Origin of the sequence: Halobacillus naozhouensis, assembly GCF_029714185.1 — a bacterium.
GTDB lineage: Bacteria > Bacillota > Bacilli > Bacillales > Halobacillaceae > Halobacillus_A > Halobacillus_A naozhouensis.
Genome location: NZ_CP121671.1, coordinates 3,683,950 through 3,698,748, shown reverse-complemented (window position 1 = coordinate 3,698,748; position 14,799 = coordinate 3,683,950). Strand labels below are relative to the sequence as shown.

Annotated in this window: 15 protein-coding genes; 10 read left to right on the top strand and 5 right to left on the bottom strand. The window is 42.6% G+C overall.

The window, feature by feature from the left end:
- Positions 1 to 38 precede the first annotated feature (38 nt).
- Entirely contained in the window at positions 39 to 1,319 is a 1,281-nt protein-coding gene (ectB, locus tag P9989_RS18980) for a diaminobutyrate--2-oxoglutarate transaminase (protein ID WP_283076411.1), read from the bottom strand.
- Positions 1,320 to 1,349: 30 nt separating this feature from the next.
- A complete protein-coding gene (gene ectA / locus P9989_RS18975; RefSeq protein WP_283076410.1) occupies positions 1,350 to 1,892 on the bottom strand; it encodes a diaminobutyrate acetyltransferase in 543 nt (180 codons plus the stop codon).
- A 621-nt stretch (positions 1,893 to 2,513) separates the two neighbouring features.
- On the opposite strand from ectA, the gene P9989_RS18970 reads away from it, so the two are divergent.
- The 4 genes from P9989_RS18970 to P9989_RS18955 all read left to right on the top strand — a co-directional run bounded on the left by P9989_RS18970 (position 2,514) and on the right by P9989_RS18955 (position 5,541).
- Positions 2,514 to 3,293 carry a hypothetical protein gene (locus tag P9989_RS18970; RefSeq protein WP_283076409.1) on the top strand — a complete coding sequence of 260 codons (780 nt, stop codon included), beginning with the start codon at positions 2,514 to 2,516 and terminating at the stop codon, positions 3,291 to 3,293.
- Positions 3,294 to 3,575: 282 nt separating this feature from the next.
- On the top strand, positions 3,576 to 4,088 hold the full coding sequence (locus tag P9989_RS18965; protein WP_283076408.1) for a DinB family protein: 513 nt from the start codon (positions 3,576 to 3,578) through the stop codon (positions 4,086 to 4,088).
- Between the two features lie 282 nt (positions 4,089 to 4,370).
- On the top strand, positions 4,371 to 5,189 hold the full coding sequence (locus P9989_RS18960) for a YitT family protein (RefSeq protein ID WP_283076407.1): 819 nt from the start codon (positions 4,371 to 4,373) through the stop codon (positions 5,187 to 5,189).
- Between the two features lie 139 nt (positions 5,190 to 5,328).
- Positions 5,329 to 5,541: a hypothetical protein gene (locus P9989_RS18955; RefSeq protein ID WP_283076406.1), complete on the top strand. Its 213-nt coding sequence runs from the start codon at positions 5,329 to 5,331 to the stop codon at positions 5,539 to 5,541.
- A 177-nt stretch (positions 5,542 to 5,718) separates the two neighbouring features.
- Here the strand turns inward: P9989_RS18955 and P9989_RS18950 are convergent, their stop codons facing one another.
- Together P9989_RS18950 and P9989_RS18945 are read right to left on the bottom strand one after the other, a co-directional pair.
- A complete protein-coding gene (locus P9989_RS18950; RefSeq protein ID WP_283076405.1) occupies positions 5,719 to 6,129 on the bottom strand; it encodes a GlcG/HbpS family heme-binding protein in 411 nt (136 codons plus the stop codon).
- Positions 6,130 to 6,215: 86 nt separating this feature from the next.
- Positions 6,216 to 6,398, bottom strand: a complete 183-nt coding sequence (locus P9989_RS18945; RefSeq protein ID WP_283076404.1) for a 2-hydroxymuconate tautomerase — start codon at positions 6,396 to 6,398, stop codon at positions 6,216 to 6,218.
- Between the two features lie 173 nt (positions 6,399 to 6,571).
- Between P9989_RS18945 and P9989_RS18940 the strand changes: the two genes are divergently transcribed.
- Positions 6,572 to 7,120, top strand: a complete 549-nt coding sequence (locus P9989_RS18940) for a YwhD family protein (RefSeq protein WP_283076403.1) — start codon at positions 6,572 to 6,574, stop codon at positions 7,118 to 7,120.
- A 407-nt stretch (positions 7,121 to 7,527) separates the two neighbouring features.
- On the opposite strand, the gene P9989_RS18935 is transcribed toward P9989_RS18940, so the two are convergent.
- Positions 7,528 to 9,579 (bottom strand): transglycosylase domain-containing protein, encoded by a 2,052-nt coding sequence (locus tag P9989_RS18935; protein ID WP_283076402.1) that lies wholly within the window; start codon positions 9,577 to 9,579, stop codon positions 7,528 to 7,530.
- A 144-nt stretch (positions 9,580 to 9,723) separates the two neighbouring features.
- Here P9989_RS18935 and speE point away from each other — a divergent pair, with 144 nt between their 5' ends.
- From speE to argS, 5 genes are all read left to right on the top strand, one after another.
- On the top strand, positions 9,724 to 10,557 hold the full coding sequence (gene speE / locus P9989_RS18930; RefSeq protein WP_283076401.1) for a polyamine aminopropyltransferase: 834 nt from the start codon (positions 9,724 to 9,726) through the stop codon (positions 10,555 to 10,557).
- 3 nt (positions 10,558 to 10,560) lie between these two features.
- Positions 10,561 to 11,433 (top strand): agmatinase, encoded by an 873-nt coding sequence (speB, locus tag P9989_RS18925; RefSeq protein ID WP_283076400.1) that lies wholly within the window; start codon positions 10,561 to 10,563, stop codon positions 11,431 to 11,433.
- Positions 11,434 to 12,100: 667 nt separating this feature from the next.
- Positions 12,101 to 12,547: a hypothetical protein gene (locus P9989_RS18920; protein WP_283076399.1), complete on the top strand. Its 447-nt coding sequence runs from the start codon at positions 12,101 to 12,103 to the stop codon at positions 12,545 to 12,547.
- Between the two features lie 79 nt (positions 12,548 to 12,626).
- The gene (locus P9989_RS18915; RefSeq protein ID WP_283076398.1) at positions 12,627 to 13,055 is read left to right on the top strand and encodes a YwiB family protein; all 429 of its coding nucleotides are present in this window, start codon (positions 12,627 to 12,629) and stop codon (positions 13,053 to 13,055) included.
- Entirely contained in the window at positions 13,052 to 14,719 is a 1,668-nt protein-coding gene (gene argS / locus P9989_RS18910) for an arginine--tRNA ligase (RefSeq protein WP_283076397.1), read from the top strand. Before P9989_RS18915 ends, argS begins: the two co-directional genes overlap by 4 nt.
- Positions 14,720 to 14,799: the final 80 nt, after the last annotated feature.

Genomic DNA, 14,799 nt, shown 5'->3' with positions numbered 1-14,799 from the left:
GCCTCCAATAAGTGTTGTATAGTAAATTGAGTAGTTGATTAAGATGTAACTAATTCTTTTTCTTTTGCAACAGCTTCTACGGCTGCTTCGATCTTCTCAAAGCCTTGTTCAAGAGCTTCCATGTCAATATTGATCGGCGGGAAGAGTTTGAACACTTCATCGTCAGAACCAGCTGTTTCCATGATTAGACCTTGTTGGAATGCTAATTCAGCAACTTTTTCAGAGAAACCTTCTACGCCAGAGGAAATTCCCTGCATGATGCCGCGGCCTTTGCGATATCCTTTCATTTCTGGATATTTCTCAATTAAGCCATCCAGGAATGCAGTGATTTTCTCGCCTCTTTCTTTAATGCCCTCTTCAAAGCTTGGGTCTTCCCAGTAGCGAAGGGCTTCAGTAGCTGTTACGAAAGCCATATTGTTACCACGGAATGTTCCGTTGTGTTCACCTGGTCCCCAAATATCGTGCTCAGGCTTAATCAATGTGATCGCAAATGGCAGACCATAGCCGCCAATTGATTTAGATAGGCAGACAACATCCGGTTTGATACCAGCTGGTTCAAAACTGAAGAATGTGCCTGTACGTCCGACACCTGCTTGCACGTCATCAATAATCAAGAAGATGTCGAATCGTTTACAAATAGCATCAAGTTTCTTCAACCACTCAAAGCGCGCAGTGTTCAGACCGCCTTCGCCCTGTACGGTTTCAAGAATGACAGCTGCCGGAATTTCAACCCCGCTGCCGCCATCTTCAAGGTAGCGCTCAAAGTAGTCGAGTGTATCAAGGTTTTCATCAATATAGTTGTCATATGGCATCGTAATCGCATTATGAAGCGGAATGCCTGCACCTTTACGCTTGAAGGAGTTTCCTGTTACGGAAAGCGCTCCAATCGTCATACCATGGAAACCATTCGTAAAGCTGACAACTTCGGTACGTTTTGTTACTTTACGAGCCAGTTTAAGTGCACTTTCTACAGTGTTCGTACCCGTCGGTCCAGGGAACATAACTTTATAATCAAGGTCACGTGGTTTAAGAATGACGTCATTCAGCTTGTTTAAGAAATCAGCTTTTGCATCGGAAGCCATATCCAAGCTATGAGTAATTCCATCATGAGTAATATAATCAATAAGCTTCTCTTTCATATTCGGATCGTTATGGCCATAGTTCAAAGCCCCGGCCCCACTAAAGAAGTCTAAATATTCTTTGTCATCTACGTCCCACATCTTGTACCCTTTAGCTTTTGTAAAAATGGTAGGGAAGCTGCGGCAATAGGATCGTACCTCTGATTCTAGTTCTTCAAATACAGTTAGATCGTTTTTCATAAATTGCAATCCTCCTTGATAGAATTAGAGTTATTTATGGTTATCGGAAGTGTTCGGTTTAGAAAATGGTCCAATTCGAAAAGTTAATTCTTCCTCATGTCCCTCTCCTGGAAATAAATCCTCAGGGAAGCACTCTGTAATCGTACACGTCGTTTTGTGGTCACGTGCTAATTTTTTAAAAAGGGATTGTGAAGCTTCATTTGATGGTGTAACGGTAGCTTCAAGGTAACGCACCTCATTGCAAACTTCGCGCTCAACCAGTTCATTTAAAATTCTGGAAGCTACACCTTTACCACGCTGGGAAGAATCAATCCCGATTTGCCACACAAATACAACATCACTTTGTTCAGGCGGGATAAAAGCAGTGACGAACCCGACTAATTTGCCGTTTTCTTTTGCAACGACACAGGTTTCTGCAAAGTATTCACACATCATAATGTACTTGTAGGGTGAATTTTGATCGAGGGTTGAGTTGTTGACGAGTTCCCACATAGCAGAACCATCTTCAACGGTTGGTTTCTCAAAGGTTAAGTGTTGATCAGTCCGAGTAACTGTTGCGGTTTCATTAGTCATACGAGCTCACCTGTTTCATACTGGAATGTGATTATGACCATATCCTCCTTTGATTTTTTAAACAAATTTCTTCCTAGCATTGATCAAATAAGGCAGTCAGCATTGTAACCGTTTACTTAAGGACTGCTCTGCCGTTGTCAATGTTTTTATAATAGTGGTCTCTACGCAGATAATCAAACCAGCTTTATAGGTAAAAAACGGCATTATTTCTTGTGAATGGGGATGGCACACACTAAGGTGGGTGACATTACAAATTGCTAGGGTATAGTTAAAAATACAGACGATTTGAGAAAATCTGAAATTTAATTAAGGGAGGAAATCACCCTAAACCCCTATTCAGATCAAGGGTTTAGATAAAAGGAGATATAACGAGATAAAAGGAGATATAAGAAGTATTAATTTTTTGTAAATGGGTATAGAATTGTTTGTTATTAAAGGTTTTTTCCCATTTAAAGGTAATTGACAGTGCTTTTTAAGAAACCTCCAATTAGAAAAAATGGCTAGGGATGATCGAAAACGCTCTGTCTTAGGTGAGCGTTTTTGCGTGCTTTTTAGGAAGGAATTTTTAGGAAGTTCATAGAAGTTTAATTTGAAAGTCTATAATTGTTTGGAGGAAGTGCTATGAAGTACGCTGTCTCGGTCACAGATACGTCATACGTTAAAGAAATTGAAGAAAGTGGTAAAAAAATAATCGAATCCTTAACTAACTTTGCTAACGATCTAAAAAAATTCACTACTTTTGAAGATCCAAGAGGAATAGTCTTTCACGATCTCAAATCAGCAACTGAACTTTATTCAGAGATTCCATTGCCGGCTTATACATCGAGGGACTTGATCCACTTAAATCCGTTAACGGAGGTATGGAGAGATATCTTCTTAGCATCAACTAGAGGGAAGGATGTTACAAAAGCCGTTGAGTATTATTCATCGCTGGAGGAAGTTGACGTTGCCATGATTGCTGCCCATGAGCTCACTCATCATGCCGACTTTTTTCATGATGACTTCGAAGGTGACGAGGAGAATATGTGGTTTGAGGAAGGAATGTGTGAATACATTCCACGAAGGCTGATGTTGTCTGAGGAGAGATTTAAGGAGATTACGGAAGTGGAAAATCTTCTGATCGAAACCTATAAAGGAGATTATGGTGAATACACACTCGATCAATTTGGAAAAGCAGGATATCGCCAAGGAGAGAGTCCAGGTTATGCCGGTGATTTTTATGATTACTGGCGTAGTGCTGAAACGATAAAAGCTCTTGTCGAGGTGTATTGTGAGGGAAACGTAGAGAAGTTAGTCGACATTTATAAGGAATGGGATGAAGAAGAGCTGCTTCATTTATTTTTTATCAAGCGATTGGGGCTGTCTGATGAACAGGCCAGGAGGTTGTGGTTAAAATCATGAACTGGAGATGTGAAAACATGAGCATGGAAAAAGGTTGATAAAAGACAGGCGATATCTTTGAAAGTATTTAAGTTCGGCAGGGAATTTGGTAAACAATCACAAAGTTTGATTCTAATTTTATCCTGTCTCGTATCGTTCAAAACGAATATCCGGCACACATAGGGAATGAGACGGTCACCAATCAAGGATTGACTGCAATTGTAATTGAAAGTGAACATCTCAATCCATCTGTGAGGGTGCAATAAATCGAAGTCCCGAAGTTAAAAAAGTAAGGGGATTACAATGAAATTTAAGATAAAGAAGACGGAAGGTTACACCTCGCAAATAGGTCATTTGGTCTCCATGATGAATTATGCAAGGCATACAACCTTGAATGCAGTAAAAGGGTTGACCACACAACAGCTTGATTTTTTGCCGGAAGAAGATGCGAACTCTATCGGTGCTCTATTATTACATATGGCTGCTATTGAAGTGGGGTTTCAGATTGAGATATTTGAGGATAGAGCTCCAAATAAGCAGGAGTCTGAAAAATGGGGAGCAGCATACGAACTTGGGAATGAGGGAAGAAGACAAATTCGAGGAAATTCTCTCGATTTTTATATGGATAAACTGCAGCAGGTTCGAAACAGGACCTTAGAAGAGTTTCAAAAAAGAGATGATGAATGGCTATACAAAGAAAGGTTATGGGACAATCATACATCAAATAATTACTTTATTTGGTTCCATGTGTTTGAGGATGAAATTAATCATAGAGGTCAAATCCGCATAATCAGAAAAATGCTCCAAGGGGGATAATCCTTCAGAAAGTTAAACGATAAGGAATCATCTGGTTCATGAGCAATTATTTTAAAAGATATCATGAAGAATCGGACTGGCCCCTGTATATAAGCCTTCTTTCGATTCGTAAAGCTGTTAAGTGGTAGGTAGTTTAAGGGATCTAATTTACCTTTCCGGAAAGGAACGATTAACTAGTGATAATAGAGACTTTGGCCCTATTAAAACGATATTGACTTTTACTATCATGGCCACTAAAATTCATTAGGTGTTCCTGCTAATATCCGGATCGAGGTGAAGTCAATGAATCATTTATATAAATATGCTGTACTCTTTGTATTTTCTATTGTTTTAGGATTTGCTTTTAATATGTTCTTGCTCCCCCATGAAGTATTGACAGGTGGAGTAACAGGTCTTGCCATGGTTTTTGGGCTGCTTTCTCCCATAAACGCAGGTATATGGCTTGTCATTTTAAATATCCCTATTTTAATTATTGGCTGGATGAAGGTAGGTAAGGAATTTATATGGAACAGTATATTTTCTGTTTTTACCACTTCTATATCCATGCAGTATATCCCAGTAATGAAGATTACCGATGACGCTTTGTTATCTGCAGTGTTTGGAGGGGTCATTGCCGGAATATCTATTGGTTTTATTATAAGATTTTATGGATCAACTGGAGGGTTTGATGTTATTGGACTTGTTCTTACCCAAAAGCGTGATATCCCTCTAGGTGGATTAATTTTTGGCCTGAATAGTATTGTTGTGTTTGTATCCGGTTTTATCTTTGCCTGGGACCTTGCACTATATACAATGGCTTCGATTTATATTACCGGGATTGTTATTGACCGTGTTCACACCCGTCATATCAAATTGAATCTGATGGTGGTTACGAATCGAGGACAGGAGGTTAAAGATGAGCTCCTTGGAAACTTAATTCGTGGTGTTACTGTTATGGATGGACAGGGCGGCTATTCTAATACTGAACGCAAAGTGCTGTACACAGTTATTTCCCGATATGAACTGGCCATAGTTAAATCTCTTATCTCAAGTGTTGACCCGAAAGCATTTGTGAGCGTCAGTGAAACGGTTGAAGTAGTAGGGAACTTTAGGAGATCATAATGACCTGCTTTTGAAAAAAAGCGGTTTTGATGTTGTTTTATAATTATGAAGCAAAGTTGCCTTCCCATTTATGTAACAATTGTGATCATCTATAGATGAGGTCTCCTTTGGTTATATTACCATCAGGAGGTGAAAAAAAGTGGATAATGAAAAAGATCGCAATAAAGAAAATGTAAATGGTGAATTAGGCGGCATGGGGCTTTATGGCACAACCTCTAACACTGAAATCGCTGGTTACAAGGCTTCCGGTGACATCGAAAATGCAGGAAGATTAGATAAGGGCTTTAAGAAAAATGAAGGGGAAGATAGTGCTCCATCAGCTTCAATAAAAGAGGGAGATCAAGAGGAATAGTATTTCTTTTGAGGTCTGATTTTTTTCTGAGCTGGATATTAAAATCCCGTATCACCTTCAAAGTGATACGGGATTGTTTGCGTTTAGACTGGTTTTTAGGGGGCTGAAATTTTTGGATAGCCAACAGGTTATAGACTAATTCGTTTCCAGGACAGCCTTGGAATAATGGTCTTTAGTTTACAGTGATTCGAAAGCTTTAACGGCTGCTTCAGCAACCTGTACATCGTGTTCTACTTTACTGCCACTGACACCAACAGCTCCAACCACTTTCCCTTCTTTAACGAGTGGGATACCACCGCCGAATACAACGATGCGTCCATTATTAGTAGTATTTAGGCCGTAAAGTTCGGCTTTTGGCACAGTTGCTTCTGCTAAGTCAGAAGTAGGCATTTTAAGGGCTACTGAGGTCCAAGCTTTATTTTGGGCGATATCGACACTGGCAAGCCATGCATCATCCATACGATGGACAGCTATTAAGTTTCCGCCGTCATCCAAGATCGAAATTACCATGGCCACATCCAGATTGTTAGCCTCTTTCTCAGCACTTTCAATTAACTTTTTCGCATTTTCTAAGGATAAATGGTTCATTTTACATTCCTTCCTTTCATAAGGTTTAACATTCTATAAGACTGCCTTCCACTTGTGGAAATCTTCAAACATTGGATACTAGTAAATTAATCCATCAATCGTTTTCCTGCTACACCATAGTTTTGTTTAGCCATTTCTTCAATCACAACAGTAACTGCTTCTTTGCGGGCGCCCGTTGTATCTGTCATTGCGTCCGTAACTTTTTCAACTAGAGCTTCCTTTTGATCATCAGTTCGGCCTTCGAGCATTTGTACAGTAATAATAGGCATATTGGCTCTCTCCCTTTAAAGCGTTAATTGGATCACTATACTCTCTTCTGCAAAAAATGCCAAATTCCTGCCCGCACCGATAAGAATCATTGGAGTTTTTGTTGAGTGAAAAGTAGGACATGTGTATGTTAAAGTAGAAGCAACAGCAGTCTAGAGGGAGGATGTCATTCAGAATGAAGGAATTTGATCAATTTAAAAATAAAGATGAAAACGAAAGTAATGACAAGAAGAAAAATCAATTTACCATTATAAAAGATGACTCCACAGATGGTCATGGCGGGTATGGGGTTGGGTCTATCAGCCTTGAGAACATGACGCCGGTGATTGTTGATCCTAATGAGGAAGAGGCGTTTGTTGATATGGGTGCGCTTCACGCTCGAAGTAAGGTCGAAAAGCGTGTTCGCTTTCAACCTGATCGTTCAGAAGTTCCAAATGGAAAACTGTATTGGATTGCATGGGTGACGGTCGGTCATCGGGGTGGTAAACCTTGTTATTATGGAGTATCTGGAAGTGAACTTGTCGTTGATCGTGAAATTCGCCGCGGCTACAAATCAATGCCTGAGCACGTGAATCAGATGGATAAATCACTAAAAGGCCGCTTCGTCTTGGAACATATGGATGAGAAGTCGAAGCGAATCCTTGGGGAGTATTTGCGTGATTTTAAACCCGAGCTGTGGGAGAATTCAGATCAGGAGTTGAAAGATTCACTTGGATTTGAATAATGATTGAGGCGCTTCCGGTTTTGAAAAGGGAAGCGCCTTTTCTGTTTCTTGTAATCACAAGACTGGTTCGTTAAATATAATTTGCAGCAGGTCATGTTGAAAAGGGGCTGAGAATGACAAAACAGCGAGGGGACCCCATTCACGAAAAGTTTTAAATTTGTTCACAAAATGTTCACATGAAATATGCAGCTTTTCGGGCATCGAATCTTGACGAGCAAGCTGTTCGAATAATATATTAAGTACAACATGGGTTTTACATGTATTACTAGGACAAAGAAGACGACCGGCTAGTCACCGGTCGTTTTCTTTGTCTATTATTATTAAAATATTCAGATTATATTTATGGTTATTACTTCCACCTCAGGTCATCCAGATTCTGGATGACCTGAGGTGGAAGTAAATGGAGATCAGGAGAACCAGTCTACGATGCCGTCGAGCCAGGAGTCGTCTTGGAGTTCTCTGTTAATTTGTTCTTCGTCGCTTTTTTCGTTTGGTTCGCAAGTTTCAGTTGGGATGTTTTCTTCGGCCATGTAAACGAGTCTTTCTTTCGGACAGCCTGAACCGGAGAGTTTACCGGTTTTAGGGTTGATATATACACCCTTCACCCCTGGAGTCGGAGTAAAGGTTGCGACAGGGAGCGGTTGATGAATTGTTTCCATCGTACTGGCCCATAATTGCTTCGAATATTGGTGTTCAGCTGTTTTAGTGATATCACGGTTGTCATCATATCCTGTCCAAACCCCCATGGTATATTGCGGACTGAATCCGATCATCCAGCTGTCCGCATCCGTTGTTCCAGACTTACCGCCATACATACGTGTCAGCTGATCGGAGATACTTGCTCCCGTCACACTCATGTAGCCATTGAGGGCTTTGTCGAACATCCCTGTCATCATATGGGTGACCGTAAAAGCCACGTTAGGGTCAATTGATTTCTCAGTGTCAGTGTTCAGCTTGTACTTGTACACGACCTCACCATGGCGGTCGGTAATTTTAGTTATGGTGTGAGCTCGAACCGCTGCAGATCCACTGACCATCCGCATGTAGCCATCGACCATTTCGTAAAGCGAGATCGATGCTGTACCAAGAGCCAGGGATGGTACCGCTGGCAGCTTACCGGAAATGCCAAACGTCCGCAAAGCCTCTACGAAGTTCTTTGGTCCGATATCCACGTTCGTCGTTACGGCATAGATGTTGTCTGATAACGCTAAGGCTTGTGCCATCGTGATCTTACGGTTGGCATAATAATTATTGTAGTTGCTGGGTGAATAGACTTTGCCATTTTTCAATTCAAATGACGTTGGCTTACTTGCGATCATCGTAAGCGGTGTGTAATCACGCATCAGAGCTGCATAGTAAAGAAATGGTTTAATGGTGGAACCGACCATTCTCTGGGCATCAGTTACTCTATTATAGGCACTTTTGGAGTGATCTTTTCCACCTGCTAGTGCTGTGACGGCGCCGGTTTGGCTGTCCATAATTACACTTGCTGTCTGAATTTCAGAGCCGTTTGCGATCGTTTCATCGATGGATTGTTCAAGTTCTTTCTGATGTGATTTGTTTAGCGTCGTGTAAATGTGGTACCCGCCTGTTTTGACAGAATCCACATCTGTATCAAGAATCCTCGCTGCCTCCTCCGTCACTTTATCCTGAAAGTACGGAGCTACTGTTTTCATGGCTTCCCCAGAATGATCATAGTAATCGAGGGACACGGCTACTGCTTTTTGCTCCTTCTCAGCAGAGATGTAGCCAAGCTCCTCCATCCGCGAGAGAATAACACTCTGGCGCTCTTCTGCATTTTCGGAATTATTTAAGGGAGAATAGTAGCTTGGCCCCTTAGGAATTCCAGCGAGCATCGAAGCTTCTGCAAGGGTAAGTTCTTCTGCATGTTTATCAAAATAGTAACGGCTGGCCGCCTCAATTCCATACGCACCGTGTCCGTAATAAATCGTGTTTAAATACCCTTCAATAATCTCGTCTTTTTCGTAAAAAATTTCTAAACGCATCGCATAAAACGCTTCTTTAATTTTCCGCGCCCACGTTTTTTCGTGAGATAAGTAAAGATTGCGAGCATATTGCTGGGTGATCGTGCTGGCTCCCTCGACCATTTTCATAGCTTTCAAGTCTGTTAACGCAGCAGAGGCAATTCGTCTGAGGTCAAAGCCCCAATGGTCGTAAAAGCGGTGATCCTCGATCGCAAGCGTGGCTTGGACAATGGATTCAGGCATTTCCTCTTTACTGATCCAGTAACGCTCCTGTGCCCCATGGTCCTCGTCGATCACTTTCCCATCAGCTCCATAGTAGATCGTATTCTGCTCGGTATGAAGAGAAGGGGGACCAAGGCTGACTGCATAAATGAACACAGCTGCGAGCACAATGAGTCCAAGGATGCAGCATGTGAAAGCTGCTTTCATTGACCGTCGTATCCATTTCCATTTAAGACGAATAAATAATAGCATTCTTCCTAACTCCTACCTGTTAAGATATAATAGATATTGCTATTATTATGGGAAAAAAGCCGGTAAATTAAACATTTCCTTGCTTTTTCTAACGTTTAATCTATAATTTGATTGGTTACAAAAGTGTTGAAAGGAGTCTTCTGAATGGCTACATGGTTTACTGAAAAACAGACGGAGAACTTTGGCATTACTGCAAAAGTGAACCGGACTTTGCATAAAGAAACAACAGATTTTCAAGAATTGGAAATGGTGGAAACGGAAGAGTGGGGGAATATGCTGCTGCTTGATGATATGGTAATGACAACCGAGAAGGATGAATTTGTCTATCACGAAATGATGGCACATGTACCGCTGTTTACTCACCCAAGTCCGAAAAAAGTGCTCATTGTAGGCGGCGGCGACGGCGGTGTGATTCGCGAAGTCTTAAAGCATAACAGTGTCGAGCAGGCGACCCTTGCCGAAATCGACGGAAAAGTGATCGAATACTCGAAGAAATACTTACCAAGCATCGCAGGCACTCTTGATGATGTCCGCGTAGATGTCCAAGTTTCAGATGGCTTTATGCATATTGCGAAAAGCGAGCGTGAATATGACGTTATTATGGTTGATTCCACAGAGCCTGTAGGTCCAGCCGTGACCCTTTTTACTAAAGGGTTCTATGAAGGAATTGCGAAAGCGCTGAAAGAGGATGGCATCCTTGTTGCGCAAACGGATAATCCATGGTTTAAAGCAGATCTGATTCGTCAAGTGTATGGTGATGTTAAAGAGACCTTCCCGATTACACGCGTGTATACAGCGAATATCCCCACCTACCCTAGTGGTTTGTGGACGTTTACAATGGGGAGCAAAATTTACGATCCACTTAAGGTGTCGGATGAACGTTTCACGGCATTTGACACGAAATATTACACCAAAGAGCTTCACAAGGCTTGTTTCGCTTTGCCGAAATTCGTTAAAGATATGACCAAGGAGGAATAATCGATGCGATTTGACCCGGCATACTCAGGAAAAGTATTTATCATGAGCCGTCCGACTGAAGAGGAAGCACAAGCCGTTATTTACGGGATGCCGATGGACTGGACAGTCAGCTTTCGTCCGGGTTCACGATTTGGCCCGAATCGGATTCGCGAAGCCTCCATCGGCCTTGAAGAATATAGCCCCTATTTAGATAGTCATCTTGAGGAAGTCAGCTATTATGATGCCGGAGACATGCTGCTCCCATTTGGTAATGCCCAACGCAGCCTTGATATTATTGAAGGCTACATCGATGAACTTTTGGAAAAAGGGAAGTTTCCGCTCGGACTCGGCGGAGAGCATCTCGTCAGTTGGCCTGTCTTTAAAGCGTTTCATAAAACGCAGCCAAACATGGCCATTATCCATATTGATGCCCATGCCGACCTTAGAGAGGAGTACGAAGGAGAAGTTCTTTCTCATTCGACACCGATGCGAAAAGCATGCGATCTGCTCGGACCTGAGAATGTCTACTCTTTCGGGATCCGCTCCGGGATGCGTGAAGAATTCCAGTATGCGGAGGCAAGCGGCATGCATATGTCGAAGTTTGAAGTGCTCGAGCCTTTGAAGCGGATATTGCCTGAGCTTGCCGGTCGTCCGGTCTATGTAACGATCGACATCGACGTTCTTGATCCGGCTTTTGCTCCAGGAACAGGAACTGCTGAAGCTGGTGGTATTTCTTCCAAAGAACTGCTCGCAGCCATTCATGCGATTGCGGGGTCTGATGTTCAAGTAGTTGGAGCTGATTTAGTTGAGGTGGCTCCTGCTTACGATCAAACCGAGCAAACAGCGATTGCTGCCAGCAAATTTGTACGCGAAATGCTTTTAGGGTTTGTTAAATGAATCAATCTCATAATTGCCCTTTTTAAAACGCCAAAGAGTGATAGAATATAAGAATCTTTTCGGAAAAGTTCAAAATGGGTTCTTATCCAGCAGATTTTAGCTTCAGTTTTATAAAGAAGTTTGAGCACGTTTTGGGTACTGTGAACCTAAAGTGTTTCCGTTCTTCTCACAAACCCTAGGAGGCCCGGGAAATTGCGAGACTCCTGTGGGATGAACATGACAGGTGAGACCCCGGAGGACGAAGTCCGAGGAGGCTCAGCGTATGCCCACGGAAAGCGAGTGATTTCCCAGACCTCCTTCTCCGTTCAAGGCAACGGAAACATATCTCGAGATTGGGTCTTCCAGATAACTCCCCTTAACCTAATAAAAATGATTTCAAATTTCCTACTTGACTAGACTTGGGGTGGCGTTTCCTTTATTACATTTTGAATCCCTTGGGGCACAAGGGGCTTAAATTATGAAATTGATTCAAATAAATGATAGAATGGGTCCGTTGTTGCATGCAGCGGATCTTTATTTTTAGCAAGTGTGCAATTATGATGGTGTTTCATGCAAATAGATCGTGAAATGTGCAATCATATAATTCTACAGGCAATAATGGCCAATTTCGTGCAATTGTTACATTCACCGCCATCCACCGATCCACAAATAAGGAGTTTTTACAAAAATGGATAAAAAACTGATTAGCGTAACGGCAGGCTATGCCCTCGTTATGGCTGCATTACTCATCCTCACCTTTTCATTTGACTGGAATCCTTCCGGGTATAGCTATGGGATAGAGGATTCTACTCTTTTGGTTAAGGAAGGACTTGGGAATGAAGTACTGGCGGAGGTCGAGATCGCTGACAATATGGCTGATGTGCTGCTGTTTCAGGCAGCTGTTAGTGATGTGAAAACGCACTGGCATACAGATATCATTCTGCTGGCACTCATCTTTCCACTCATTTTATTTGCAATCTTTAAAGACAAACGGCCATTTAAAAAGGTTCTTCCCTATAAATGGTTTCTTGGCATTGTGGTGGCCATCGTCGTCATTTATGCAGCAGCTACTATCCCTTCATACTTTTCTCAAATCCAGGAAGTCGAAACATATGTGCAAAAAATTACGCAATAACTTGAGTTTTTGCTGCGGTATTCTTATAATAGATTAGTTAGAAACAGGCTCGAAATCTGATGGATGGAGGAGTGGTTAAATGAAGGATGTACGTATTAAGCTCATAACGGAAATCAGAGATGCGGGTCGTAAAGAAGAGATGACGTTATCTGAACAGGGGCAATTATACACGCGTAATGAAACGGAAGTCCTTACGTTTACGGAACACCCGGAAGAGGGGGAGCCGGTGAAGACGATGGTGACAATTAAGCCGGACCACATTAGTATTAAACGAACGGGCCCCGTAGACATGCGTCAGGTTTTTCAGAAAAAGCGGGAGACGGAGAATATTTATCATCATACATATGGTGATTTTCATATGAGGACATGGACAGACCAAATTGAGTATCGTTCACTTGCAGAAGCTTCTCAAGGCCGTCTGTTTATTAGTTATCACATGACGCTGAATCATGAGGTTGAGCAACGCCATCGGTTAACGCTACTTTTTGAGGAGGAAAGGGAATCATGAACATTGTCGAACAGACGGAACAGAAGCTGAAGGATGAAATTGTTCGAGCCGTAAAGCAGGCAGGCCTGGCAACAGATGAGCAAATGCCTGTTGTGGTTCTGGAACAGCCGAAAGATAAGTCGCACGGAGATTATGCGACAAATATGGCGATGCAGCTGGCGCGTATCGCGAAGAAGAATCCGCGTCAGATCGCCACAGAGCTTGTGGAACAATTTGATCGTTCTAAAGCCTCTATTGAAAAGATTGAAATCGCCGGACCAGGATTTATTAACTTTTACATGAACAATCAGTATTTAGCTGATCTTGTCCCAGCGATTCTGGCTGCAGGGGAAAACTATGGACATACAGATATTGGAAAAGGTCATAAGATTCAAATTGAGTTCGTTTCAGCGAACCCAACTGGCACGTTGCACTTAGGACATGCCCGCGGGGCTGCTGTCGGGGACTCGTTAAGCAATGTTCTAAATGCGGCCGGTTATGAGGTGTCTCGTGAATATTATATTAATGACGCTGGAAATCAAATCGCTAATTTGGCGCGGTCTGTTGAGGCCCGCTACATGCAGGCGCTCGACAAAGATTGGGACATGCCGGAAGATGGCTACCATGGCAAGGACATCATTGAGCTTGGCGAAAAGTTGGTCGAGGAAGACGGTACGAGGTGGGTGGATGCTTCTGAAGAAGAGCGTCTGACTTTTTTCCGTAAATACGGGCTGACTTACGAATTAAATAAAATCAGGACGGATCTAGAAGAGTTCCGTGTTCCTTTTGACGAATGGTTTTCCGAAACTTCCCTTTACGAAGGTGACAAAATTGAACAAGCGTTAAACGTGTTGAAAGAAAAGAATTATGTGTACGAACAAGACGATGCGACATGGTTTCAAACGACGGCTTTTGACGATGATAAGGACCGTGTACTCATTAAGAATGACGGTACTTATACCTACCTAACACCGGATATCGCGTACCACAAAAATAAACTAGACCGCGGCTTCGATACGCTGATTAATATTTGGGGAGCTGACCACCATGGTTATATTCCGCGAATGAAGGCTGCGATTCAGGCGCTTGGCTATGATAAGGATACGCTCGAAGTGGAAATCATCCAAATGGTCAACTTGTTCCAGGACGGCGAAAAGGTGAAAATGAGCAAGCGTACAGGGAAGGCTGTTACGCTTCGTGAGCTGATGGAGGAAGTCGGAATTGATGCGATGCGTTACTTCTTCTCGATGCGTTCCAGTGATTCTCATCTTGACTTCGATATGGATCTCGCTCGTTCTGAATCCAATGAGAACCCAGTCTATTACGTGCAGTATGCTCATGCCCGCATATGTACGATGCTTCGCCAAGCAGAGGAAAAAGGTCTTACAGGCGGAGAATTCGCTGGCAAATTCCTAACATCGGAAAAAGAAGAAGACTTGCTGAAACGTCTCGGTGAATTCCCGCAAATTGTAGCCGATGCTGCTGAGAAACGTACACCGCATCGTGTGACGCAGTATGCTTTTGATTTAGCATCGAACTTGCATAGCTTCTACAATGCTGAAAAAGTACTCGACGAAGCCCATACGGAGCGTACTGCTGCGAGAATCGCACTCATGAAAGCCGTGCGCGCAACCTTGCAGAATGCCCTGCGCTTGATCGGCGTTTCCGCACCAGAACAAATGTAGCTGCATATACTAACCAAAGAGTGTCCTTGCTGAATGTGGCGGGGGCATTCTTTTTTTGTCCAATGACCCGGCCAAGGAAG

What these genes read in the sequence shown, in the direction of transcription:
- P9989_RS18965 (WP_283076408.1), top strand. Translation starts at nt 3,576, where the DNA reads ATGAAATTTAAGATAAAGAAGACGGAAGGTTACACCTCGCAAATAGGT.
- P9989_RS18945 (WP_283076404.1), bottom strand. Translation starts at nt 6,398, where the DNA reads ATGCCTATTATTACTGTACAAATGCTCGAAGGCCGAACTGATGATCAA.
- P9989_RS18940 (WP_283076403.1), top strand. Translation starts at nt 6,572, where the DNA reads ATGAAGGAATTTGATCAATTTAAAAATAAAGATGAAAACGAAAGTAAT.
- argS (WP_283076397.1), top strand. Translation starts at nt 13,052, where the DNA reads ATGAACATTGTCGAACAGACGGAACAGAAGCTGAAGGATGAAATTGTT.
- P9989_RS18935 (WP_283076402.1), bottom strand. Translation starts at nt 9,579, where the DNA reads ATGCTATTATTTATTCGTCTTAAATGGAAATGGATACGACGGTCAATG.
- P9989_RS18920 (WP_283076399.1), top strand. Translation starts at nt 12,101, where the DNA reads ATGGATAAAAAACTGATTAGCGTAACGGCAGGCTATGCCCTCGTTATG.
- P9989_RS18970 (WP_283076409.1), top strand. Translation starts at nt 2,514, where the DNA reads ATGAAGTACGCTGTCTCGGTCACAGATACGTCATACGTTAAAGAAATT.
- P9989_RS18915 (WP_283076398.1), top strand. Translation starts at nt 12,627, where the DNA reads ATGAAGGATGTACGTATTAAGCTCATAACGGAAATCAGAGATGCGGGT.
- ectA (WP_283076410.1), bottom strand. Translation starts at nt 1,892, where the DNA reads ATGACTAATGAAACCGCAACAGTTACTCGGACTGATCAACACTTAACC.
- P9989_RS18960 (WP_283076407.1), top strand. Translation starts at nt 4,371, where the DNA reads ATGAATCATTTATATAAATATGCTGTACTCTTTGTATTTTCTATTGTT.
- ectB (WP_283076411.1), bottom strand. Translation starts at nt 1,319, where the DNA reads ATGAAAAACGATCTAACTGTATTTGAAGAACTAGAATCAGAGGTACGA.
- speE (WP_283076401.1), top strand. Translation starts at nt 9,724, where the DNA reads ATGGCTACATGGTTTACTGAAAAACAGACGGAGAACTTTGGCATTACT.
- P9989_RS18950 (WP_283076405.1), bottom strand. Translation starts at nt 6,129, where the DNA reads ATGAACCATTTATCCTTAGAAAATGCGAAAAAGTTAATTGAAAGTGCT.
- speB (WP_283076400.1), top strand. Translation starts at nt 10,561, where the DNA reads ATGCGATTTGACCCGGCATACTCAGGAAAAGTATTTATCATGAGCCGT.